We start from the raw sequence: 22,820 nt of genomic DNA on the forward strand, positions 1-22,820 counted from the left end.
CCACCTCAGCGGTGGGTCGCCGGTACTCCCAGCGCACGGTGGTCGGGCAGCACGACCACCGGGGGCTGCAGTGCACCCGGTTCGTCGCCACCTTCCTCGTCCGAGGTCTTGCCGCCCTGTTTGATCGGCTTGAGCGCTTTGCCCGGCGACACATGCGGGGTGCGCGGGCTGCCGCCCACCTTGATCAGCATGCCGGCCGCGTTGCCGCCTTCCACCAGCGGCTCCTGCAACGCCGGTCCGTACAGGGTCAGCGTGGCAGGGTCGACCAGGTGCAGGGTCCGGCTGCTGCTGGCGCTGGCCAGCGGTGGAGGCGACACCATCGCCCCCGGAATGCCATTGACCGTGCGCACCTTGATCTCATACAGCGGCGAAGCCAGCGATCCGCCTTCCTTGGCGATCGCCATGCCTTCGCGCATCGCCCAGCGCAGCCCCACGGTGCGCGCCGGTGGCGGTTGCCGACCCATGAACGTCCACAGGAAGCGGAGCCTGCCACGTGCGGTGCGCTGGACCACGCTGACCCCCACGCGCAGCAGCGCCACGCTGCCGGCCGCCGGGTTGAGCGCGTCCACCGTGCCACGCCCCAGCACCTTCGAGAGTTCGGTGAAGCGCGGCACGGTGAGCTTCAGTCCGGGTCTGGCCAGCACCTTCGCCATGCCACTGACCACCGGCCCGACCACGATGATCGCCTCCAGGTACAGACCAAACGCGGCCATGGAGAATTCGTTGCGGTCCTTCGAGGTGATCCGGCGCAGGTTCTCCACGAAGGGCACGATGAAGTCCACGGCGCTGAGCCAGAGCGGCGCTCCTGCCAGGTACTGTTCGTAGCCGGTCAGCGCCATGCCCTCACGGTGGAAGTTTTCCCTGTCCAGCCAGAAGAAGTCGGACTGGATCGGATCGACCAGTGCATGGAACGGTGATCGGGTGGCATTGTCATGGTCATCCGCGCGGGGGGGCGCCAGCAGCGGCTCGACGATCACCGCCGACTGCATGCCGTCAGCGGGCGCCTTGTCGCTGCTGAAGGCGAGCCAGTCCACCGGCAACGGCGTGCCCCGACGGACGTGCACGGTTGCCATGTTGCCGCTGCGCAGTCGCACCTTCCGCTTCTGCAGTTCGCCCCCCAGCGGCAGTGGTCCGTCCACATCGAGTGGCACGATCCGGCTCTGCAGCGGGAACAGCTGGAAGTGGCGCGGCCGTCCGCTGATGGTGAGCGTGTACACGACGCCGAAGCGGCCCCGGTACGGGTCGGTGTCGTTGCGGGTTTCCTGCTGCGCTTCGAGGTCAGGTTCGTGCGTGCGCAGGGTGAAGACCTGCACGTCGCCGCGCAGCAGCGCTTCGCGTTCGTCCTCGGGACGTTGATACAGCGCCTCTTCGATCAATACGCCGTAGCCACGTTGCGCCTTCCGGAAATAGGCGTCGAACCGGCGTTGGAAGCGGGCGTTGATGTCGGCCAGGCGCGGCAGAGCGGGTTTCATCTGCGCATAGGCGTTCTGCAGTGCAGCCTCATAGCGCGGATTGCCCTGCGCGTGGTTGAGCGGTGTGTCGGGGACGAAGGTTCGGCAGGGCCGCCAGCGGTCGCTGCCGTTTCGCAGCGCGCCGGCCGCCACCAGTTCGAAGAACGGGAAGCTGCGGCCGAAATGGTTATCGTCGTGGCAGAGCAGGAACTCGGTGGAGTTCCATGCATGGTTGGACAGGACGCCGGGAAACTTCGGGAACAGGCGGTGGATCTCCGCCTCCACCAGCGGCATGCGGTAGGGCAGCGGGGCCAGGACGTCGACCACCGCGCGCTCGATGTCGGCCACGCGCTGGTCGAATGCCAGCAGCGCCGCTTCCATGCGTTCGGAGCGGCGCATCGGCCGCGCCGATCCCCGTTCCAGCTGGCGGAACACGTACCAGTCCTGGGTCGGCAGGCGTCGCGCATGCAGGGCCAGCCGTTTGACCAGCTCGGGCACGTCGTCGTTCTCGAGCAGGTCGACCGAGAGAGTCAGCAGTTCACTGAAGCGCATCTGCTGCGAGAGTCCGCGGCGGATCCGCTCGGCCAGGTGCACGCCGGAAACGAAATGGATCGAGGCGATGGTGTTGGCATACACCAGGTTGGGCGGCACGTCGCGGATCAGCAGCTCCGGCGCGGCGTCCTGCAGGGCCAGCGTGGTCGCCATGCCCAGCATCGAATCGGGAATGCGCCCCATGCTGCGCAGGTAGTCGTGGAAGTCCAGGCGGATACTGGCGAAGGTGCGGCCCCAGTTGGAGGGCTTGTGCAGGCGGTAGCCCAGCAGCACGCGCGCGTCGCGGTTCGAGGGCGGGCCCAGGTCGAGCACGATCGCAACCCGGGTCAGGCTGGCCAGCAGCGTCGGCGACGTGGGCGCATGGAGGCTGCCCTGGTACCAGCCAAGCGCGCGCAGCAGCGCGGTCTGCAGCACCTGCGCGCGCGGTGTACGCGCCATGGCGGCGATGAAATGGCTGGTGCGGTGTACCTCGTCCCACGCCATTTCGCCGCGCTCCACCAGCGGCCGGGCGAGATATTCCAGCAGGGTCTGATCGCCCGGCGCGCGCTGGGCAAGAAACGCCGTGCTCGTGGCGCGGACCTGTGCCAGATCGGTGGCGTCCAGCGCGTCCCATGCATGCAGCAGGTCGGCGCGCATGCCCAGCCGCAGCTCCGCGAGCAGGCGCTCGACGCACCGCGCGGCGCCATCGAAGTGGGTCTCCTCTTCCGGCCCGCAGCCGCCGTGCGCGGTCAGGATGTCCGAGACACTGACCCGACTGTCGGAGCGGACCTGCCCACCGAGCTGGGACGCGACTGCGCGCAGGGTAGCCAGCTGCGGCACGACGTCGGGATCGTGCAGCCAGGTGTCGTTGCCATCGAGCGTGTACGGCGCGCCCGCCGCGTCCTGCGCGACCAGCCCGCCCTGGATGTCCATGCCGATCCAGCGCGGTACACGCTGTGTGCGTTGCAGTGCCGCCTGCAGGCCCGGGGAGGCCAGCAGCGTGGCGAAGGCATGCAGCGCCGGGTACTGATGGCTGGTGGTGGTGGTGCCCAACGCGGCCCGATGGTCCTCACCGGTGGCGTCGGGATGGTGGCTGAGCAGCTGGGCGAGATCCCGCAGTTCGTTGCTTGCCTGGCGCCAGGCTGACTGCATCGGGTCATGCCGCAGCCAGCGTTCCTGCACCCGCGCGATGGCCTGCAGCAGGCGGGCGTGCGTGCACAGGGTCGGCACCGCGCACGGTGCAGGCGATGGGGGCGGGAGGGCGCCATGGAACTGCAGCGCATTGCCCAACGGCACCGATGTACCGGGTGAGAACCGGCCGAGCCGGTCGGTCATGCGGTACAGCGCTTCCAACCAACCCGACAGCGGTGGCGCAAGGTTGCCGGGTAGACCGTCGGCAATGATCACGCTGCGTCCGCCGCCACGCACCTGTGCGGTGAGCCCGTCGGCACCGACCCGCAAGGTAGGGAACGTGGCATTCTGGCGGCGCATCTCCAGCCAGATCGCAGGTTGCTCGTAGACATGCCGCAGCTGCTGCTGCGCGTCGCGCCATGCCGCCAGCAGCGGCGAGGACGCGGTGGGCGACAGGCTCTGGCGTTCAAGCGCTTCCTCCCAGGTGCGGGGCAGCGCATCGAAGCGTTCCCACAGGCGGGACAGCAGCCGCTGGTGATCCTGCTGCGCCAGTACGTCGCTGCGTTCGTCCCATTCAACCTGCGCCCGCCGCGGCTCGGACACCGGCGGCGGGGGCGGCGCCAGTTGCCGCTCGAGGGCGGCCAGGCACGTGTCGAACGGTGCATCGTCGATCGGCGCGGCGGGCAGCGGTGCGGCGTAGTAGGCGAGCATTTCCGGCGTCCTCAACCGCCCTTCCGACCGCACCGGGGCATGCAGCAGCGTGGCAATGCCACGCAGGAGGCTGTCGATCGAGGCCAGTGCCGCAGGCGGGTCGCCGGCGTCGAACAGCGGGATGCTGCGTGTGTCCTGCAGGCCGCGCGCCAGCACCGGACCGTGCGCCGGGTATTCCAGCTGCGCCGGGTCGGCGTGGTGGTGCCAGCACAGCGCGATCACGTCGGCATGCTGGGAGACCTGCAGCAGCAGGCTGCGCGCCAGTGCCATGTTGTGACCCAGGTGCGATCGCGGGTCGGGCCGCCAGCTGCGCCAGATCGGTTCCAGTCCGCGTATCGGCGCTGCTTTCAGCCGCCGTACCTGCTGGTGCAGCTCCAGCAGCGTCGTGGTTTCGTTGGTCGCGGCGGTCTGCCCGTCAGGCAACTGCAGAAGCCGTTCCAGCTGCTGGATGGCGCTGTCGATCGCCAGCGGCCGCTGCGCGCTGGTGGGCGCCGGGTGGCCAAGGTAAAACCCCAGCGCGCAATCGAGGCGGCCGGGCACCGCGTTGTCGAAACAGCCGCCGGCGCTGCGCACGATGCGCTGCAGGTCCAGCAGCAGTACCTCGGTGGGGGTGGACCAGGTATTGATGCCATCGGCATCGAACTGCGGATGCAGCTGGACCACCGTGCCCGAGATCGCCCGTGCGGCATGCACCTGACCGTCGGCCACCCGGATCGTCGACGGTGGCGTGCGCTCGCCGTACAGATGGTGCTGGAAGTCATCCTGGCGGTAGAGCCAGCCCAGCTGCTCCCGTACGGCCAACAGTGCCATCGCGAAGGGTGACCCGACGGCGGGACTGAACGACGTACCCGGGATCATCGCGCTGCCTTGGGCGACGGCGGCATCGCGCAGCGTCCAGAGCGCCTCGATCAAGGCGACCTGGTCCTGTGCCGCCGCCTCGTTCTGCGCCGGCGCCACTGCGTCCAGCGAGCGCGCCGGTCGGCGCGACGCCGGGTATCGAACGTCGATGCCGGCTGGCTCGCCAGTGCGGGGCGACGGTTCGAACGGCGTGCCGTGGGTTCGCGGCGTCGGGGTGGCGGCGGCGTTCAATGCCCAGGCGGCCAGCCCGGCGCCGGCGGTCGCTGCGGCCACCCCGGTTGCCAGCGCGACGCCCCGTCGCCGCCCGAGCTGATGCGCCAGCGCGGGCAGCGTGGCTGCGCCGGCCATGGCCATCGGCAGCGCGGGGTGCAGAAGGTGGGTAGAGACAGAGGCACCCGTGGCGGCGAGCGCCGTGCAGTCACGGGCTTCCCACCCCGCATCGGCGGGTGCGGGCATCGCAGGCGCGAACAGCGCACGCGCGCCGGTTCCGACCCGGTCCAGCTGGTCCAGCGCGGCGGGCAGCCGGGCCACCTGCTGCCCGAAGCGCGTTGTCGGTGGTGCGGTGGGTTGCTGCCGGAACCAGAGCACCCACGCCGTGCCGAGCAGCAGCAGGCGCAATGGCGCGGACGGCAGTTCCAGGCCCCGGTGCAGGGCGTGGTGCGCTGTCGCTGCCTGCTGCAGCGCGACCTCCAGTCCGTGCGGAAGCAGGGCGACCAGCGGTTCGACCCACGCGCCACCGCGCAGCGAGGGCAGCGGCAGCTGGCACAGCCACACCAGCCACGGCAGGACGCCTGGCGCCCCCAGCAGGCGTGGGAGCGCCACCGCCTGTTGCGACCACGCCAGCAGGCGGGCGCCCTCCGGGCCCAGTGCCGCGTTGCCGACCGCGTACAGCGCCAGCCCGGCTGCGCGGGTGCATTGCAGCTGGCCCAGCCCGTCGAGCAGCGCCGCTATGACCCGGGTGCATTCCTGCTGCCAGGCGTCCGCCGCCGGCATGGGCACGCCGGGCTGGGCCGCCAGTGCGGCGTCGAGCGCCGCGGGTCGGGCTGCCAGCGGTGCACGTTTCAGCATGTTCGCCAACTGCATGCCCAGCGCCTCCGGCGACGTGGCAGCAAGGGCTTCGTGCAGCTGCGCTTCCACCCGGGTGAGCTCGGCGGGAAGCAGTGGGCAACGCCGCAGCAGGCGTGTCAGTGCAGGGGTCAGGGAAACCTCGGCCGCGTCGTTGCCAGCACGCCACGCCCCGTTGCGCAGGCTGACGGGCGCCACGCCTGGTGTGGGTTCTACCGGTGCAGGAACGGCAATGGACGGCGGCGCCGCAGTGCGGCCCGCGCCCTGCAGTGGGCCCAGCATGGTGTGCTCCCCGGATCGACAGCGGCGGGCGCCGATTCTGCCGATCCAGAACCGATCAGGCTGTGCGTGTCATCGCAGAATGGGCCCGTTGTGCGACCCACGACGCCATATTCAGCCGCGATTGCCACGTCGTGACGGGATCAGCGCGAAGTCGTCCACGGCCAGCTTCTCGGCATGGTTCAACCAGGCGCGGATCTCCAGGTCATCCACTTCGTGGTCCAGGCCGAACGGCACGTTGATCCGGCCGTCGGCGTCGGGCTGCACCCACTGCTGGGCGACCACTACTTTGCGTTTGGAGGAGACCGCTTCGATCCAGAAGCCGCGATCGGGCGACTGTTTCGCCACCAGCTGCAGCATGTACTGGCCGGCGCGGGTGCGACGACCCTTCTGGGTAATCATGTGCGCCTGGCGGATGCTGGGACGCGGGCCGTTGAACGGGTCCAGCGGCGCGTCCACGGCGAAGCCTTGGCGCAGCTGGTCGTCGCGGTAGAGCTTGATGCCCTTGTCGCGGTTGACCAGCATCGCGCACCAGTCGCCGTCGGCCGAGCCGTCCTCAAACGCCGTGCAGCGGTCCACGTAAGCCAGCGTGTTGGCCGGGTCGGCCAGGTCGAACTGCTTGGAGGTGTTTTCCAGGTAGACCGATTTGAGATCCCAGGTCTTGTCGTACTCGAGCAGCACCGGAGGCTGCACGTGCTGCAGGCCGATCACCACCTGGTTGTCGTCGTCGATGCGCAGCTGTCGGGTCTTGTCGCCCAGCCACAGCGAGCGCGAGAACGCCAGGTAACGCGGGAAGTCCTTGCCGCCCTCGCGGAATGCGGCGGCACTGGCGCTGTTGGACTGCTCCGGATGCAGCAGCGACCGTCCAAAGCCGATCTCACCGATCGCGGGGTCGACCAGGCTGAGCAGGGTGGCGCCAGAGTCCAGGGTCGAGCCGTTGCGCGCGGCCAGCTGGCGTGGCGCGATGTCCTTGCCCAGGAACAGCAGCAGGTTTTCGCGCTTCTGTTTGGCCAGGATGTGGCTGAGGTCGTTCGGCATGGCCAGATGGTCGGAGGCGATCACGATCAGGGTGTCGTCGCCGTAGGCGCTGGCCTGGATGCGGTCAACCAGCTTGGAGATCAGGCCATCCGTGCACTTCAACGCATTGAGCATGCCGATGTTGCCGTACTCGCTCTTGTAGCGGGTGCGCTTGCACGCCACCGGCAGGTGGCCGGCCGGGTGGTGGGTGTCCATGGTCAGGGTGGTCAGCATGAACGGCTGGCCGGCCTTGGAGAGCTGCATGAAGCGGTCGAACGCCTTGTCCAGCAGCACATCGTCGTGCACGCCCCACGGCGAGAAGTGCGAACGCGCGATCTTCTGCTGCTTGAACCAGGCCAGGTCGTCGACCGCGTCGAAGCCGTGCGTGGCCAGGAACTGACCCTTGCCGGCGAACAGCCCGTTGGCACCGCCCAGGTAGTGGTTGGTGTAGCCCTGCTGCTTGAGATAGTCGCCCAGGCAGACCGCTTCGGGCAGGAAGCTGCCCATCCGGTCCATGCTGTTCTCATCGCCCTGCGCGGTGGTCAGCGGCACGCCGCACATGGACGACACCAGCCCGGCGATGGTCCAGCCGCCGCCTTCGGCCGAGACCAGGCCACGCACGTCCAGCGACTGGCCGGCGAGCCGGTTGAGGTTGGGCATCAGCTGCGGAAACGCGGCTTCATCCAGGTACGTGCGTTCCAGGCTTTCGCCGTAGATCCACACGATGTTGCGTGGCTTGCGCAGTGCCTGCTGCGGCACGCGATACTCCGGCGCCACCATGCTGTAGTCGACCGGACGCATCTGTTGGTACAGGCGCTGGCCATCGCGGTACAGCGGGCTGACCCCGATCGCTACGATCCACATCGCAAGGAAGCCAGCGAACACGCTGCGGCCGTGCGCGGTGCGATGCCAGCGCTTGATGCGGGGGGTGAGCAACGGCAGCAGCGACAGCAGGGCGAGCGCGATGAAGCCGGCGATGTAGCCCTTGAAGTCGGCCACGCCCGCGCCTTCCATGTCCGCACCCAGGTGATACAGGGTTGCGGCATTCAGTCCGTCGCCGGACAACTTGTTGATCAACCACCATGCACTGAGGGTCAGCAGCAGCAACGACATCAACCCTGCCTTCCACCATGCCCAGCGACCGGAAGCGAGCAGCAACCAGGTAAGCAGCAACAGCGACAGCAGCAGGATCCAGAGCATAGATGGCATCGGCAGCGGAGACAGATCGACCGCCAAAGCACATGTGCGTGACAGGCCGATGACTGGAGCATGCCTGCACGAACCTGACTGAAATGTTTGTTGAAACGGCGCGCTTCAGCCCTACATCGCATTGCATCGCAAAGGGTAAAGCGCGTGTGAAAGCCTCAGCGGTGTCCGCGTTCTTCGCGCGAGCGTGCGCGCCGGTCGAACAGCAGTGCACTGAGGATGATGCCCAGGCCGAGGATCACGCCGATCAACATCAAGGTGAATGCGATGGCGGGATAGCCGAAGAAGTGCCAGCCGGTATCCACCTTCATCATCAATGCCGCAGCAAGAATGAGTGCGGCCGTGACGATGCCTGCGGAAACCCGGTTTGCGATCTTCTGCAGGTTCTCCATCAGGCGCGATTCCTCCAGTCCGGTCACCTTCATCTGCAGGCGGTTCTCGGCCAGCAGCGCGAGGATGTCGGACATCTTGCGCGGCCCTTCGCGCAGCAGCTGCTGCACTTCCATTGCCTCGCTGGCGAGGTTGGCGGCAGACAGCGACTTCTTCAGCCGCGCGCGCATCACGTGCTGCAGCTGGCGTTCGACGATCCGGCGCGTGTCCAGGTCGGGCGAGAGCAGGCGGCAGACCGTTTCGAGGTTGAGCAGCGCTTTGCCGAGCAGGCTCAGTTCCGGTGGCGTGCGCAGCCCACTGGCAGTGGCGATGCGTACGAGGTCCAGCACCACGCGACCTTCCGAGAATGTTCCGCTTGCTGCGTAGCGCGCGATGACCTGCCCAGTCTCGCGCAGGTAGCGCTCTTCGTCGAAGGCTTCCAGACGCGTGCTGATGCCGATGATCTCATCGGCCACTTCCTCGCCGCGTCCGTCGACAGCGGCGAACAGCAGCTTGAGCAGGCGCTCGCGCAGGCGCGGCGGCATGTGCGCGACCATGCCCAGGTCGAAGATCGCCAGGCGCCCGTCCGGGGTGACCCGCAGGTTGCCCGGATGCGGGTCGGCATGGATCTCGCCGTGCACGAAGATCTGGTCGATGTAGCCCCGGATCAGTGCGCCGGCCAGTGGCGCCATCGGTTCTTCGGTGCGGCGCACGTCGGGGATCATGTCCACGCGCACGCCCTGGGCCAGCTCCATGGTCAGCACGCGGTGGCTGCAGTAGTCCCAGATCGGCTGCGGCACCCACAGCGGCTTGAACGGACGCAGGTGCTGGCCGAAGCGCTGCAGGTTCTCGGCTTCGGCCTGGTAGTCCAGCTCCTGCATCAGGGTCTTGGCGAACTCGTTGAGCCAGTCGCGCAGGCGTACGCGGCGGCCGACCTGGGTCAGGTGGTCGGCGGCCAGCGCGAAGCTGCGCAACGCCTCCAGGTCCGAGCGCAGCTGCGCGGCGACTTCAGGCTTCTGCACCTTCACTGCTACCTGGCGGCCATCGTGCAGCACCGCGCGGTGCACCTGCGCGATCGACGCGCAGCCCAGTGGCTCGGGATCGAACGCAGCGAACAGCTTGTTCACCGGCGCGCCCAGTTCCTGCTCGACGATGGCATGGATGCGCTCGACCGGAATCTCGGCCACCTTCTCCTGCATGCGCTCCAGCGCCGTGGCGAACTCCACCGGCACCATGTCCGGGCGGGTAGAGAGCATCTGGCCCAGCTTGACGAAGGTGGGCCCCAAGGCCTCCAGGTCGCTGACGAACTGCTCCGGATTGCCGTCGGCGGGCACGTCGGCCTGGCTGCTGGCGGCATCCAGGTTCATGCCGGAAAACACGCCTGAATGGCGGTAGCGCATCAACAGGCGCAGGATCTGGCTGCGCCGGTTCATGCCTTTGACCAGCGGGGGATTGCCATTGGCGGTGGGCGGATTGCTCAAGCGGAACTCCCATGCGGCAAAGACGGTCGTGCCGGCCCCTGGCCAGCAATGTCCGGATTCCGCAGTGTCGCCGGGGGGCGGTAGGCACGCGGTGAATCCGACCGCTTCCGCAGCCGCCCCGGTATCGGTCAGAATCCGCTCATTCCCTCTCTGGACTTCCCATGGCCGGTGCCAGCCTGTTCGCCCTGCTCGACGATATCGCCACCCTCCTCGACGATGTCTCGGTCCTGACCAAGGTCGCGGCGAAGAAGACCGCCGGCGTGCTGGGCGACGACCTGGCGCTGAACGCGCAGCAGGTCACCGGGGTCAGCGCCAACCGCGAGCTGCCGGTGGTGTGGGCGGTGGCCAAGGGCTCGTTGGTCAACAAGGCGATCCTGGTGCCGGCGGCGCTGGCGATCAGCGCGCTGGAAGCCTGGTTGAAGACCAAGGGTTACCCGATTCCCATCGTGGTGCCGCTGATGATGATCGGCGGCGCGTTCCTCTGCTACGAAGGCGTGGAGAAACTGGCGCACCGTTTCCTGCATTCGAAGGAAGAAGACGCGCAGAAGAAGGCCGAGCGCGTCGCGGCGCTGGCCGATGAGAAGGTCGACATGGTGGCGTGGGAGAAGGACAAGATCAAAGGCGCCGTGCGCACCGATTTCATTCTTTCTGCAGAGATCATCGTGCTGTCGCTGGGCGTGGTGTCGGCCGCGCCGTTCCTCAACCAGGTGACCGCGCTGGTGGTCATCGCACTGGGCATGACGGTGTTCGTCTATGGACTGGTGGCGGGGATCGTGAAGCTGGATGACGCGGGCCTGTACCTCTCGCGCAAGGGCGGCGCGCTGGCCGCATTCGGTCGCGGCCTGCTGGTGTCCGCGCCGTGGCTGATGAAGTTCCTGTCGGTGGCCGGTACCGCCGCGATGTTCCTGGTCGGTGGTGGCATCCTGGTGCACAACGTACCGGCGCTGCATCACTTCGTGCAGGGGCTGGGCGGGGATGGGCAGTGGGGTTGGCTGGTCAACGCGCTGGGCAACGTGGTGGTCGGCGTGATTGCCGGCGCCATCGTGTTGGCGGTGGTGACGGGTATCCAGAAAGCGCGCGGCAAGACCGCGCATTGACCGGTAGAGCCACGCCCTGCGTGGCTATCGCGGTGTCGGACATTACGCAGCACGCAGGGCGTGGCTCTACCCCGCCTGCACCCGGTTCTTGCCTACGCGTTTGGCGGCGTAGAGCGCCGCATCAGCGCGCTTCAGCAGGGCGTCCCCGCTTTCGCCGGGCTGCCACTGGCTCAGGCCGGCGCTGAAGTGCACCGGTACGCGCTGGCCATCCAGCTGCAGGGGCCGCTGCGCCAGTGAGCGCTGCAGCCGCTGCAGGGTGGACATGCTGTCGGCGCCGGGGGTTTCGGGCATCAACAGCACGAATTCGTCGCCACCGATGCGCGCGATGGTGTCCGAGCTGCGCAACAGCAGCTGACACACCGTGACCAGGTGGCGCAGGATCGCGTCGCCACCGGGGTGGCCATGGTCGCTGTTGGTCTGGTGGAAATCGTCCAGGTCCAGCAGCGCCAGCGCCAGCGGGTGGCCGTGACGTTCGGCGCGGCCCAGTTCGCGCTCCAGCAGCTCGTCGAAACCGCGCCGGTTCAGCGCACCGGTCAGCGGGTCCGTACGCACCAGCCCGGAGACGTCGCGCAGTTCCTGTTCCAGCTCGGCAATGCGCGCTTCGGCCTGCTCGACGTCGCGACGCGCATTGCCCAGGTGGTCGCGTGCCTGCAATGCCTGTTCCTGCACGCGGCCGGTGTCCTGCAGTACGTCCTGCAGCAGTTGGTTGAGGTCGGCAATGCTGCGCGCTTCCTTCAGCGCCAGCGCATAGCTGCTGATCCGGTCGTGGTACTCGCCGGTGCTTACCGCCATGCCGTCCAGCTGCTCGATGAAGTCGCCCATCAGGCTCTTCATCGCCGCCTTGGAGTCGACGATGCCCTGCTTCAGCAGGCCCTGCTTGTAGATCACTTCGCGCAGGTTGGCGCGCGCCTGCTCGACCGAATCGCGGTCAAGCGGGCCGCCGATCAATGCGCGCACCGCATGCAGCTGGCCATGCAGCCAGCTGCTGTCGTCGAGCAGTTCGCCGATGTTGTCCAGCAGCAGGTCGAACAGGCTCAGCAGCAGCTCCTGCTGTTCCTGCCAGCCGTCGCTGCGCACGCCGATCTGGTGGGTGAGCTCGCGCAGGCGCAGTTCCAGCGGCTGCAGCGGCTGGCCGGGGTGCCAGTGGCGCAGCTCGGCAGCCAGCTGCACCGGCTCGTCCTTCAGCTCGGGCATGTTCTGCAGCAAGCTGGCCACGGTCACGCCCAGGGTCAGGCGCAACAGCTCGCGCAGGCGCAGGCTGTCGGGCGGGCCGTCGGGGCTGTCCTGCTCGATGGTGCGGATGTACTTGTCGATCAGCTGGCGCATGGCGCGGCCGTAGCTGACCCAGTCGGCACTGCGCTGGGCCGACTGCAGGCGCTCGCCCATGTCGCCCAGTTCGCCGGGCAGGCTGGCCATGCCCTGGGCGAACGCGGCGAGCAGCGGCTCGGGCTGCTCGGCGCCGGCGAACAGGCGCTGCAGCAGCGCACTCCCGCCAGGTTGGGACATCGACGCTCCCGCCGGCGCCTCGGCCGCCTTGGCCGCACCCAGGCGGCGCGACAGCAACCGCCCCACGGCGGTGCCGGGGCCGGGGCTGGGGAGGGCGTCCTGCGGGTCCTTCATGCGGCGGTCCTGGGCGGGTCAACCGGCCACGGGGCCGGACGGGAAGGGAGGTTGGAACAGTATCGGCGCCATGGACGCGGGCTTGAACCCCGGGTGTGCCACGATGATCGAAGATCCAATGGCGGGAGTATGCGATGAAGGTGATGCTGCTGGGGGCAACCGGGCTGGTCGGCGGACAGGTCCTGCAGCTGCTGCTGGACGAGCCCCGCTGCGACACGGTGGTGGCGCCCACCCGGCGTCCGCTGCCGGGGTCCAACCCGGCGCTGCGCAACCCGGTGGTCGACTTCGAGCAGCTGCCGCTGGAGGCGGACTGGTGGTCCGTGGATGCGGTGATATGCGCGCTCGGCAGCACCATCTAGCAGGCCGGCAGCCGCGAGGCCTTTGCCCGGATCGACCACGACTATCCGTTGATGTTCGCCACCCGGGCCAGGGCCGCAGGCGCTCGCGCGTTCGTGTTGAACTCGGCGATGGGTGCCGACCCGGGATCCAGGATCTTCTACAACCAGGTCAAGGGCCGGCTGGAACAGGACCTGGGCGCGTTGGGGTATCCGTCATTGACCCTTGTACGACCGGGCTTGATTGGTGGCGAACGCGCGGAACGTCGCACAGGCGAACACCTGGCCAGCCTGGTGTTGGGCGCTTTGGGCCCGGTGCTGCCACGCGCCTGGCGGATCAACCCGGCCGGGCGCATCGCCGCCGCCATGGTGGATGCGGCACTGGCGCCACGTCCCGGGGTGCAGGTCGTGGGGTCGGCAGAACTGGTGTGAGGGCGCATGCAAAAACGGCCACCTTGCGGTGGCCGTCGTTGCATCGTCAGCAGGTGCCGGTCAGTTGGCCAGGGCCAGGTCGTCCAGCATGGCGCGCAGGAAGCGGGCGGCTTCGCCACCGGTGGCGGCGCGGTGGTCGAAGGTGACCGACAGCGGGATCACCTTGTGCGCTTCCACGCCGCCCATGACCGGGGTCATCTGGTGGCGGGCACGGCCGGCCGCGACGATGGCCACGCACGGCGGGACCACCACCGGGGTGGCATAGCGGCCGGCGAACATGCCGAAGTTGGACAGCGAGATGGTGTAGCCGCTCAGCTCCGAGGCGGCGATCGAACGCGCTTCGACCTGCTCGCGCAGGCGGTTCACGCCTTCGCGGATGCCGCGTGCGTCGAGCACATCGGCGTTGCGCAGGGCCGGCACGAACAGGCCGTCGTCGGTGTCCACCGCGATGCCCACGTCCACGTGCGCATGCAGGGTGCGGGTCAGGGCGTCGCCATCGAACCAGGCGTTGAGCGCCGGGACCTTCTGGCAACCGACCACGATCGCGCGCACCAGGCGGGCGGTCATGTCGTTGCCGGGCGCCCAGGCATGGATGTCGGCGTCATCGTTCAGCGTGGTCGGGACGACCTTGCTGTGCGCATCGGCCATCACCCGCGCCATGTTGCGACGCACGCCCTTCAGCTGCTCCGGCTGGCCCTTGGCAACCACGCCCGGCGGCTGGGTGCGCATCGGCTTGCCGGCGGCAGACAGGGGCGCGCGGGTTTCAGCAGCGCGCGCGATCGGTGCGGCAGCCGCAACCGGCGCAGCAGCGGCCGGTGCCGGTGCAGAACCGACCTTGGCGGTGCCATCGGCCGCGGCCTGCTTTACGTCGGCCATGGTCACTGCGCCGTCGGCGCCGGTGGCACGCACGCGGCTCAGGTCCACGCCCAGCTTGCGCGCGGTGGCACGCACCGCCGGCACGGCCTTGACCCCGCCGACCGCCACCGCCTGTTCGGCGTGCACGGCGTTGGAGCTCTGCATCGCACCGACCACGGTGCCTTCGTCTTCGCGCTCGGCGCCCGGCTTGGCGATTTCGCCACCGTCATCAGAGGCCACCACCTTGTCCGGCTGGGCCGGCGCGGTCTGGCCGGTGCTCGGGGTCGACGCCGGGGCCGCGTGGCCGTGGCTGTGGCCGGTGTCCTGGCCATCGGCGCGCTGCGGCAGGTTCGGGTCCAGTACGAACTGGGCCAGCACGCTGCCGGTGGGAATGATGTCACCCGCGCCGCCGGCCAGCTTCAGTACCGTGCCGGAGAACGGCGAGGGCACTTCAACCACGGCCTTGGCGGTCTCCATCGAGACCAGCGGCTCGTCCAGCTTGATCACGTCGCCTTCCTTGACGAACCACTCGACGATGGTGGCGTCGGGCAGGCCTTCGCCGAGGTCGGGCAGGTGGAAATTCTTGTTCTCACTCATGTGCAGTTCTCTTCCAGCAGTTCGAGATCGCGGGCCGGCAGCCAGCCCGTCGCGCCGTTCGCGCGTTCGGACCACCACCAGCCGCCGTGTTCATGATGCAGCTTGACCATTTCGCCACTGTCCACGTCCAGTTCGCGGGCGTCGTAGTCGCGCAGTGCTTCCGCGCGACCGTCGTCCAACCGCTGCAACCACGCCACCGGTGCCCAGCCGGCACGCCCGTCATCGGTGCGTACCCAGGCAAACGCCGGCCATTCCTCGTCACGAACACCCAGTTCGACGATCTGGCCGGTGCGGAACCGGAGCGGGTTGGGGTACTGGCTGCGGTAGGGGCCTAGAAGACGGGCCCGCATGTCAGCCTGCCGCCACCGCGCGTTTGGCCGCGCTGACGATCCGGTCCACGCTCGGCAGGTACTTCATTTCCAGGCGGAACAGCGGAATGTGGGTGTCGTAGCCAGTAACGCGTTCGACCGGCGCCAGCAGGTCGTAGATCGATTCCTCGGCCAGGCGTGCGGCGATCTCGGCGCCGAAGCCCGCGGTCTTCGGGGCCTCCTGCACGATCACGCAGCGGCCGGTCTTGGCCACCGACTCGGCGATGGTGGCGAAGTCCAGCGGACGCAGCGTGGCCACGTCGATGACTTCGGCACTGATGCCTTCGCCGGCCAGCTTGTCGGCCGCTTCCAGCGCTTCCTTCACCTGCGCGCCCCAGGTCACCAGGGTCACGTCGGTGCCATCGCGCAGCACGAAGCAGACGTCCAGCGGCAAGGCTTCGCCGTCGTTGACGACCACTTCCTTGTACTGGCGATAGATGCGCTTGGGCTCCATGTAGATCACCGGATCCGGTTCGCGGATCGCGGCCAGCAGCAGGCCGTACGCACGCTGCGGCGACGACGGCAGCACCACGCGCAGGCCCGGCACGTTGGTGAAGATCGCCTCGTTGGCTTCACTGTGGTGTTCCGGCGCGCGGATGCCACCGCCCCACGGCACGCGCAGCACCATCGGGCAGTGCAGGCGGCCACGGGTGCGGTAACGCAGGCGTGCGGCGTGGCAGACGATATGGTCGACCATCGGGTACATGAAGCCATCGAACTGGGCTTCGGCCACCGGCTTCATGCCCTGCGCGGCCAGGCCAATGGTCAGGCCGGCGATGGTGGTCTCATCCAGCGGGGTGTCGAGGATGCGCTCGGAGCCGAAGCGCTGCTGCAGACCGGCGGTGGCGCGGAACACGCCGCCGTTGACGCCCACGTCTTCGCCCAGCACCAGCACCGACGGGTCGTGTTCCAGCTCCCAGGCCAAGGCCTGGGTGATGGCTTCGATGAGGGTGATCGGGGTGGTGGTCATGCTGTCATCTCCGCGCGCGACCGCAGCGCTGTCGGCGGCGTTGGTGTGCGCGCCGGGCGCGCCGTTCTTGATCTCATCCATGGCGCTTCTCCAGGGCGATCGCCTGGGCACGCTGGGCCAGCAGGTCCGGTGGCGGATCGGCATACAGGAAGTCGAACATCGCCTCGACCGGCTGCACCGGCGTGTTGAGGTACAGGTTCACTTCCTCGTCCACGCGCGTGCCGCACTCGGCGACCCAGGCGGTTTCCTCGTCTTCGCTCCACACACCGGCGTTGATCAGGTATTTGCGCAGGCGCAGCATCGGCTCGCGCTGCCAGGCATCCTTCACTTCGGCGTCGTCGCGGTAGCGGCGCGCGTCATCGGCGGTGGTGTGGTCGGACAGGCGGTAGGTCATCAGTTCCAGCACGGTGCCACCGTCGCCGGCCAGCGCACGTTCGCGTGCCTGTTCCATCGCCGCCAGCACCGCGATCAGGTCGTTGCCGTCCACCTGCAGGCAGTGCAGGCCGCCGGCCAGGCCCTTCTGCGCCAGCGTTTCGGCACCGGTCTGGGCCGAACGCGGGACCGAGATGGCCCAGCCGTTGTTGACGATGCACAGGATCAGCGGCAGCTTGTAGGCGCCGGCCGAGTTCAGTGCTGCGTAGAAGTCGGTCTTGGAGCTGCCGCCGTCGCCGCACACGGCCACCGCGATCTGCGGTTCCTTGTTGAGCTTGAACTTCAGCGCGGCACCTGCGGCGTGCAGGCACTGGGTGGAGATCGGCACGCAGAACGGGAAGTCCTTGGCCGCGTTGCCGCCGTAATCGTTGCCGCGCTCGTCGCCGCCCCAGTACATCAGCACGTCGTGCGGGCGCACGCCGCGCATGAACATCGCGCCATACTCGCGGTACGAAGGTGCGAACACGTCGTCCTTCTGCATCGCAGCACCGATGCCCACGTGCGCAGCCTCGTGGCCCAGGCAGGCGGCATAGGTGCCGAGCTTGCCGGTGCGCTGCAGCGCGATGGATTTGCTGTCGAACGTACGTACGAACAGCATCTGCTTGAACAGCGGTACCAGGACCTTGGGGTCGCGCAGCGACGCGGGCAGGTCGTCGCGGACGAGCGTGCCGTCCGTATCCAGGTACTGCAGGTATTCGATCTTGAATTCAGCGGCAACCGTCATTGCGTACTGCACCTTCGACAGAGAAGTTACAAATGATATGAATCGCCATGTTAAGGAACGCGTACGGAATAGCCTTCCTGCGCCGCAACACGGCGATTCCCCGTTTTACCCCTGCCGGCGGGTGGGGGGCCAATAACAACAACGTATTCAGTCGTTGCTGCAAAGCATCAGAATACCCCTCTGGCTGACCGCCAGTACAACGGCCTGGACGGTTCCACGCGCAGGCCCGGGATCGGCCGATGCTCCACGGCCAACCGCACGCCCGGGTATGGGCCCGGCGGCTGCCAGCGCGGCGGCAACGCGCTACCCTTGCCGCCCCCGATCTGGTCCCGCCCATGTCCGTCGACAACAACCAACGCGATCTCGAAGCCGGCATCCACACCGACCTGCAGGGGCGCCTGACCTACGGCGGCTACCTGCGGCTGGACCAGCTGCTCAGCGCGCAGCAGCCGCTGTCCAACCCGCCGCACCATGACGAGATGCTCTTCATCATCCAGCACCAGACCTCGGAGCTGTGGCTGAAGCTGCTGGGCCATGAGCTGCGCGCCGCAATCGGCTTCCTGCAGCGCGATGAAGTCTGGCAGTGCCGCAAGGTGCTGGCGCGCAGCAAGCAGGTGCTGCGCCAGCTGACCGAGCAGTGGTCGGTGCTGGAAACGCTGACCCCGTCCGAGTACATGGGCTTCCGCGACGTGCTGGGCCCGTCGTCGGGTTTCCAGTCGCTGCAGTACCGCTACATCGAGTTCCTGCTGGGCAACAAGAACGCGCAGATGCTGCAGGTGTTCGAGCACGATGCGGCCGGACAGGCGCAGCTCCGCACCGTGCTGGAGGCGCCCAGCCTGTACGAGGAGTTCCTGAAGTACCTGGCCCGCTTCGGCCACGCCGTACCGGCCGTGTATGAAAACCACGACTGGACCCAGCCGCATGTGGCCGACGACGCACTGCAGCCGGTCTTCGAACGCATCTACCAGGACACCGACCGCTACTGGCGCGAATACGCGCTGTGCGAGGACCTGGTGGACCTGGAGACCGCCTTCCAGCTGTGGCGATTCCGACACATGCGCACCGTGATGCGGGTGATCGGCTTCAAGCGCGGCACCGGCGGCTCGTCCGGGGTGGGCTTCCTGGCCAAGGCGCTGGAACTGACCTTCTTCCCCGAGCTGTTCCAGGTGCGCACCAGCCTGCAGGCCGGGCCCCCGTCAGCACAGGGCTGATCCGTATTCAGCTTGGATCCCGGCCACTGGCTGGATCGTTTCAGATGCAAGTTCAGCGAGCAGGCCGGCACCTGTCTCAAACGGCGTGTATTTGACGTGAACGCCAGAAGTCGGTGATCCTCGCGCGTTGCTCCAACTGCACAGCGGACGTGCTCGTCATCCACCGAACCAGGAAACCCGCATGAGCGTAAACGCCACTGCGAACACCCCAGAGCCGGCGCTGCCGGACTTCAAGACCACGCTGGGCCACCCGCGCCCGTTGTGGATGCTGTTCATGACCGAGTTCTGGGAGCGCTTTGCGTTCTATGGCATCCGCTGGGCCTTGGTGCTGTACATCGTTGCCCAGTTCTACAACGGCAGCGCTGCCGGTGAAGGCGACGCCAGCCGCATCTACGGCGCCTACCTGGCCCTGGTGTATGCCGCAGCCATCTTCGGTGGCTACGTGGCTGACCGGGTACTGGGCTATCAGCGATCGATCCTGACCGGCGCGATCATCATGGCCGCCGGCCTGTTCATGATCTCGCTGCCGCAGGAGCACATCTTCAAGCTCGGCCTGGCCACGATCATCGTCGGCAACGGCCTGTTCAAGCCCAACATCTCGACCATGGTCGGCAAGCTGTACGGCCTGAAGGACGAGCGCCGCGATTCGGGCTTCACCATCTTCTACATGGGCATCAACATCGGCGCGATGATCGCCCCGGTGCTGACCGAGTACCTGGCCCGCAAGGTGTTCGGTACCGATGCCATGCCGTCCTACAAGGTCGTGTTCATCGCTTCGGGCGTGGGCATGCTGATCTCGCTGGTGTGGTTCTACATCGGTCGCGCCGGCCTGAAGGGCATCGGTGCACCGCCGGCCGGCGCTGAAGGCTTCGGCCGCATCATCATGGTGCTGGCCGGTGCCGTGGTCGCCATTCCGGTCGCGTACTTCCTGCTGGCCACCGGCGCCACCGCGCTGGCCTGGATCCTGGGTGCGATGTTCACCGCCCTGGCCATCCTGCTGCTGGTCGAGGGCATCCGCGAGGGCAAGGTGCAGCGCGACCGCGTGATCGCCATGCTGATCATCTTCGCCTTCAACGTGATGTTCTGGATGTTCTTCGAACAGGCCGGCAGCTCGTTCACCTTCCTGGCCGAGAACATCGTCAACCGCCAGTTCGGCGACTGGACGTTCCCGACCGCGTGGTTCCAGTCGGTCAACTCGGTGGCGATCATCACCCTGGCCCCGATCATCGCCTGGATCTGGGTGGCCATGGGCCGCGCCAATCCGTCCATCCCGCGCAAGTTCGGCCTGGGCCTGCTGTTCAACGGTGCCGCCTTCGCGCTGCTGATGTTCGCCCTGTCGCAGATGGTCGTGGACGGCAAGATCCCGTTCTGGACCCTGTTCATGGTCTACGTCATCCAGTCGGTGGGTGAGCTGTGCCTGTCGCCGATCGGCCTGTCGATGGTGACCAAGCTGGCCCCGGTGCGCCTGGTCGGCTTCGGCATGGGTGGCTGGTTCCTGTCCACCGGCATCGGCAACAACCTGTCGGGCATCTTCGCCGGCGTGGTGAGCGGCGAAGGCGGCATGACCGTCGAGTCGGCGCTGAAGGGGTACACCTTCGGCTTCTGGGCGTTGATTGGCTCGGGCGTGGTGCTGTTCCTGATCGCGCCGCTGATCAACAAGCTGATGCACGGCGTCAAGTGAGGTCTGCGATGCGCATGTCCGCTGTGGGTTCTTCGTTGATCGTGGCCGGCCTGCTGGCCGCCTGTTCGCCGTCGGCGCCCACCGCCGCACCTGCGCAGCCGCTGGACACCACCGAGCAGAAGCCACCGGTGGCCGACCCCGGCCAGCCGGTGGCCTCGGGCAACACGCCGGCCGCAGCGGATGTCGCTGCGGTGGCCGGACTCAACGCCCAGTTCGATCCGGCCCGCGACCCGGTGGCCGACCTGGCCACGGCCAAGGTCGAAGCCCAGCGGGGTGGCAAGCGGATCGTGCTGGACGTGGGCGGGGAGTGGTGCTCGTGGTGCCACCTGCTGGACGCGTTCGTCGAGGGCGATGCGGAGATCCGCAGCTTCCGCGACGCCAATTACGTCTGGATGAAGGTGAACTACAGCGAGGACAACGAGAACGCCGCGTTCCTGTCGCAGTTCCCGCAGATCAAGGGCTACCCGCACCTGTTCGTGCTGGATGCGCAGGGCAGGCTGCTGCACTCGCAGTTCACCGGCGAGCTGGAGGCCGACAAGGGCCTGCCGAAGGGCTACAACCGCGAGAAGTTCGTGGCCTTCATCAAGGACTGGGCGCCGCCACAGGCTCCCTGATGCAAGCCGAAAATGCCGCGATCATCGCGGCATTTTTTTTACCCGCGTGGTTACAGATCCCGCGCGCGCTGCCGCTATCCCCAAGGACCTGACGCCGCATGCGCGGCGCAATCCATGGAGGACCTCCGCATGCAGCCAGGCAGCAGTGACCGCGTTTCCGAAGCCCTCAACGAGGCACCGGGCGGCGTGAGCCTGCCCCCGGCGGACGTGTTGCTGGATGACCACTCCGCGCACGGTGGCGATACCGACACGCCCGACCCGGGTGCAGCGCTGTATCGCCTACCGCTGGTGTCGGTGCCCGACAACGTGCTGCTCAAGGCAGCCGTGCAGAAGCTGGTGGAGCAGAAGGCGCAGCTGGACGTGTTGGCGCGCAACCCGGCGCTGGCCGGCCTGCTACCTGGCGAATGGCAGGGCAGCGGCACGCGCGGCGTGGACCTGCAGGCCTTCGTGCTCTCGGTGCTGCCCTACCTGCATAACGCGACCAAGGCCGAAACCGCCCCGGCACGTCTGCCGCTCAAGCACGTGCTGGGCGACAGTGGTCGCTGGGACCACGCCGACGTGGCCGAGCCGAAGTCGCTGGCGTTCTTCCTCGCCAGCGACGACCGCGCCAGCGCGGGGGTGAAAGACCCGGCTGAAGCCTATCTGGTCGCGCCGTTGGGCCTGGCCTGGGCGCACGAAGGGCGTAGTCGCCCTGGCTTCCTGCGTCACATGGGCTACCCCAGCATGGCCGCGCGCGTGCATGTGCTGCCGTATCCGGAGCCGGGCCAGCTGGCGCTGTATAGCGTGGTGGCCAACGGCGTTCCCCAGCTTTGGTGCGTGCTGGACCGGCGCAAGCTGCGCCCGCTGCTCGCGCCATGGCTGAGCGTGCCGTTGCTCACCGCGTATGGCGTTGCCGCACCGACCGCGTGGCCGAGCTCGTATCCGGCCATCGACGAAGTGGCACGGGCGCTGGCCACCGCACGCACCGGAAAAGGCCCGGTGGAAGTCGACCTGCCCAAGGTGGTGGCCAAACTGGCCGAAGACGCGTCCGGCGAGACCTGGATGCCGGTCAGCCTGCTCCAGGTGGGCACCTGGGCACCGCGCTGGCGCTATTTCCTGGCCACCTTCATCGCGCTGCCGGCCGCGCTGCTGGTGATCGCCGCACTGGCGTTGCCGGGCGCGCTGGAAGCGGCCGCCGTGGCGGCGTCACTCGGGCTGGCGGCCGGGGCGATCGGTGCGCTGGCCGCGCCATGGGTGCATGCGCGGCGGAAGCATCTGAGCTAGCCCTCGTCCATCCGCTGCAGGCCGTCCCCGGCCAGGCGCAGGATCAGCTTTTCCAGCATCTGCTCCTCCTCTTCGCTGAGCACCGACATCAGCTTGCGGGTGATCTCGATCACCAGCGGGGCGATCGTCTCGTACACCTCGAAACCCGCCGCCGACAGCGCCAGCACCGAGCGGCGCCGATCGTCGCCATGGGTTTCACGCTTGATGAAGCCACGTTCGAGCAGTCTGGCTACGGCCCGGCTGACCGCCACCTTGTCCATGGCGGTGCGCTCGGAGACCTCGCTGGCCGACGAGCCCGGGTACAGCGCCAGGATGGTGATCACCCGCCATTCGGGAATCGCCAGGCCGTACCGGTCCCCATACAGCTTGGCGATGTTGCCGCTGACCCGGTTGGAGAGGACGCTCAGCCGGTAGGGCAGGAACTGCTCCAGGTCGAGCAGGGCGTGCGAGGCACGGATGCTGTGGCTGCTGGGATCGGCTGGGCTCATGCTGCGGTGCACCTTGATGGTGGTTTCATGTGAA

At 68.0% G+C, this 22,820-nt stretch carries 14 protein-coding genes and 1 pseudogene; 6 read left to right on the plus strand and 9 right to left on the minus strand.

Going from position 1 to position 22,820, the window contains the following annotated elements; all coding sequences use genetic code 11:
• Nucleotides 1-5 precede the first annotated feature (5 nt).
• The 3 genes from RYM47_RS01025 to RYM47_RS01035 all read right to left on the minus strand — a co-directional run bounded on the left by RYM47_RS01025 (nucleotide 6) and on the right by RYM47_RS01035 (nucleotide 10,099).
• Nucleotides 6-6,029 carry a hypothetical protein gene (locus RYM47_RS01025; RefSeq protein WP_315385463.1) on the minus strand — a complete coding sequence of 2,008 codons (6,024 nt, stop codon included), beginning with the start codon at nucleotides 6,027-6,029 and terminating at the stop codon, nucleotides 6-8.
• Between the two features lie 111 nt (nucleotides 6,030-6,140).
• Nucleotides 6,141-8,243 (minus strand): phosphoglycerol transferase I, encoded by a 2,103-nt coding sequence (locus RYM47_RS01030; protein ID WP_315385465.1) that lies wholly within the window; start codon nucleotides 8,241-8,243, stop codon nucleotides 6,141-6,143.
• A gap of 164 nt (nucleotides 8,244-8,407) precedes the next feature.
• Nucleotides 8,408-10,099, minus strand: a complete 1,692-nt coding sequence (locus tag RYM47_RS01035; protein ID WP_315385467.1) for an AarF/UbiB family protein — start codon at nucleotides 10,097-10,099, stop codon at nucleotides 8,408-8,410.
• A gap of 161 nt (nucleotides 10,100-10,260) precedes the next feature.
• On the opposite strand from RYM47_RS01035, the gene RYM47_RS01040 reads away from it, so the two are divergent.
• Nucleotides 10,261-11,196 carry a DUF808 domain-containing protein gene (locus RYM47_RS01040; protein ID WP_315385468.1) on the plus strand — a complete coding sequence of 312 codons (936 nt, stop codon included), beginning with the start codon at nucleotides 10,261-10,263 and terminating at the stop codon, nucleotides 11,194-11,196.
• A gap of 66 nt (nucleotides 11,197-11,262) precedes the next feature.
• On the opposite strand, the gene RYM47_RS01045 is transcribed toward RYM47_RS01040, so the two are convergent.
• Nucleotides 11,263-12,702, minus strand: a complete 1,440-nt coding sequence (locus RYM47_RS01045) for a GGDEF domain-containing protein (RefSeq protein WP_315385597.1) — start codon at nucleotides 12,700-12,702, stop codon at nucleotides 11,263-11,265.
• A gap of 248 nt (nucleotides 12,703-12,950) precedes the next feature.
• Here RYM47_RS01045 and RYM47_RS01050 point away from each other — a divergent pair.
• A pseudogene (locus RYM47_RS01050) lies at nucleotides 12,951-13,583 on the plus strand (NAD-dependent dehydratase).
• A 60-nt stretch (nucleotides 13,584-13,643) separates the two neighbouring features.
• Here the strand turns inward: RYM47_RS01050 and RYM47_RS01055 are convergent.
• Genes RYM47_RS01055 through pdhA form a run of 4 tightly spaced genes read right to left on the minus strand, consistent with a single transcriptional unit; the run spans nucleotide 13,644 to nucleotide 17,529 of the window.
• Nucleotides 13,644-15,035, minus strand: coding sequence for a dihydrolipoamide acetyltransferase family protein (locus RYM47_RS01055; protein ID WP_315385470.1), 1,392 nt, complete (start codon nucleotides 15,033-15,035; stop codon nucleotides 13,644-13,646).
• The gene (locus RYM47_RS01060; RefSeq protein WP_070207411.1) at nucleotides 15,032-15,385 is read right to left on the minus strand and encodes an SH3 domain-containing protein; all 354 of its coding nucleotides are present in this window, start codon (nucleotides 15,383-15,385) and stop codon (nucleotides 15,032-15,034) included. The genes RYM47_RS01055 and RYM47_RS01060 overlap by 4 nt, the downstream gene beginning before the upstream one ends.
• 1 nt (nucleotide 15,386) lies before the next feature.
• On the minus strand, nucleotides 15,387-16,454 hold the full coding sequence (locus RYM47_RS01065) for an alpha-ketoacid dehydrogenase subunit beta (protein WP_315385474.1): 1,068 nt from the start codon (nucleotides 16,452-16,454) through the stop codon (nucleotides 15,387-15,389).
• Nucleotides 16,447-17,529, minus strand: a complete 1,083-nt coding sequence (pdhA, locus tag RYM47_RS01070; RefSeq protein WP_187756997.1) for a pyruvate dehydrogenase (acetyl-transferring) E1 component subunit alpha — start codon at nucleotides 17,527-17,529, stop codon at nucleotides 16,447-16,449. Before pdhA ends, RYM47_RS01065 begins: the two co-directional genes overlap by 8 nt.
• A 335-nt stretch (nucleotides 17,530-17,864) precedes the next feature.
• On the opposite strand from pdhA, the gene RYM47_RS01075 reads away from it, so the two are divergent.
• The 4 genes from RYM47_RS01075 to RYM47_RS01090 all read left to right on the plus strand — a co-directional run bounded on the left by RYM47_RS01075 (nucleotide 17,865) and on the right by RYM47_RS01090 (nucleotide 22,298).
• Nucleotides 17,865-18,740, plus strand: a complete 876-nt coding sequence (locus RYM47_RS01075) for a tryptophan 2,3-dioxygenase family protein (protein ID WP_019338596.1) — start codon at nucleotides 17,865-17,867, stop codon at nucleotides 18,738-18,740.
• A gap of 181 nt (nucleotides 18,741-18,921) precedes the next feature.
• Entirely contained in the window at nucleotides 18,922-20,421 is a 1,500-nt protein-coding gene (locus tag RYM47_RS01080) for an oligopeptide:H+ symporter (protein ID WP_049401684.1), read from the plus strand.
• 8 nt (nucleotides 20,422-20,429) lie between these two features.
• Complete coding sequence (locus tag RYM47_RS01085; protein WP_315385481.1) at nucleotides 20,430-21,035, plus strand: thioredoxin family protein; 606 nt, start codon at nucleotides 20,430-20,432, stop codon at nucleotides 21,033-21,035.
• Between the two features lie 129 nt (nucleotides 21,036-21,164).
• Nucleotides 21,165-22,298, plus strand: a complete 1,134-nt coding sequence (locus RYM47_RS01090) for a hypothetical protein (RefSeq protein WP_315385483.1) — start codon at nucleotides 21,165-21,167, stop codon at nucleotides 22,296-22,298.
• Here the strand turns inward: RYM47_RS01090 and RYM47_RS01095 are convergent.
• Nucleotides 22,295-22,786 carry a MarR family winged helix-turn-helix transcriptional regulator gene (locus RYM47_RS01095; protein WP_315385485.1) on the minus strand — a complete coding sequence of 164 codons (492 nt, stop codon included), beginning with the start codon at nucleotides 22,784-22,786 and terminating at the stop codon, nucleotides 22,295-22,297. The two genes, RYM47_RS01090 and RYM47_RS01095, sit on opposite strands and share 4 nt — an antisense overlap.
• Between the last annotated feature and the right edge of the window lie 34 nt (nucleotides 22,787-22,820).

The organism is uncultured Stenotrophomonas sp. (genome assembly GCF_963519125.1).
Taxonomy (GTDB): Bacteria; Pseudomonadota; Gammaproteobacteria; order Xanthomonadales; family Xanthomonadaceae; genus Stenotrophomonas.

Bases quoted from the DNA above. Each gene is read 5' to 3' on its own strand.
- RYM47_RS01025 (WP_315385463.1), bottom strand. From the start codon at position 6,029: ATGCTGGGCCCACTGCAGGGCGCGGGCCGCACTGCGGCGCCGCCGTCC.
- RYM47_RS01030 (WP_315385465.1), bottom strand. From the start codon at position 8,243: ATGCTCTGGATCCTGCTGCTGTCGCTGTTGCTGCTTACCTGGTTGCTG.
- RYM47_RS01040 (WP_315385468.1), top strand. From the start codon at position 10,261: ATGGCCGGTGCCAGCCTGTTCGCCCTGCTCGACGATATCGCCACCCTC.
- RYM47_RS01045 (WP_315385597.1), bottom strand. From the start codon at position 12,702: ATGTCCCAACCTGGCGGGAGTGCGCTGCTGCAGCGCCTGTTCGCCGGC.
- RYM47_RS01055 (WP_315385470.1), bottom strand. From the start codon at position 15,035: ATGAGTGAGAACAAGAATTTCCACCTGCCCGACCTCGGCGAAGGCCTG.
- RYM47_RS01060 (WP_070207411.1), bottom strand. From the start codon at position 15,385: ATGCGGGCCCGTCTTCTAGGCCCCTACCGCAGCCAGTACCCCAACCCG.
- RYM47_RS01065 (WP_315385474.1), bottom strand. From the start codon at position 16,454: ATGGATGAGATCAAGAACGGCGCGCCCGGCGCGCACACCAACGCCGCC.
- pdhA (WP_187756997.1), bottom strand. From the start codon at position 17,529: ATGACGGTTGCCGCTGAATTCAAGATCGAATACCTGCAGTACCTGGAT.
- RYM47_RS01075 (WP_019338596.1), top strand. From the start codon at position 17,865: ATGTCCGTCGACAACAACCAACGCGATCTCGAAGCCGGCATCCACACC.
- RYM47_RS01080 (WP_049401684.1), top strand. From the start codon at position 18,922: ATGAGCGTAAACGCCACTGCGAACACCCCAGAGCCGGCGCTGCCGGAC.
- RYM47_RS01085 (WP_315385481.1), top strand. From the start codon at position 20,430: ATGCGCATGTCCGCTGTGGGTTCTTCGTTGATCGTGGCCGGCCTGCTG.
- RYM47_RS01090 (WP_315385483.1), top strand. From the start codon at position 21,165: ATGCAGCCAGGCAGCAGTGACCGCGTTTCCGAAGCCCTCAACGAGGCA.
- RYM47_RS01095 (WP_315385485.1), bottom strand. From the start codon at position 22,786: ATGAGCCCAGCCGATCCCAGCAGCCACAGCATCCGTGCCTCGCACGCC.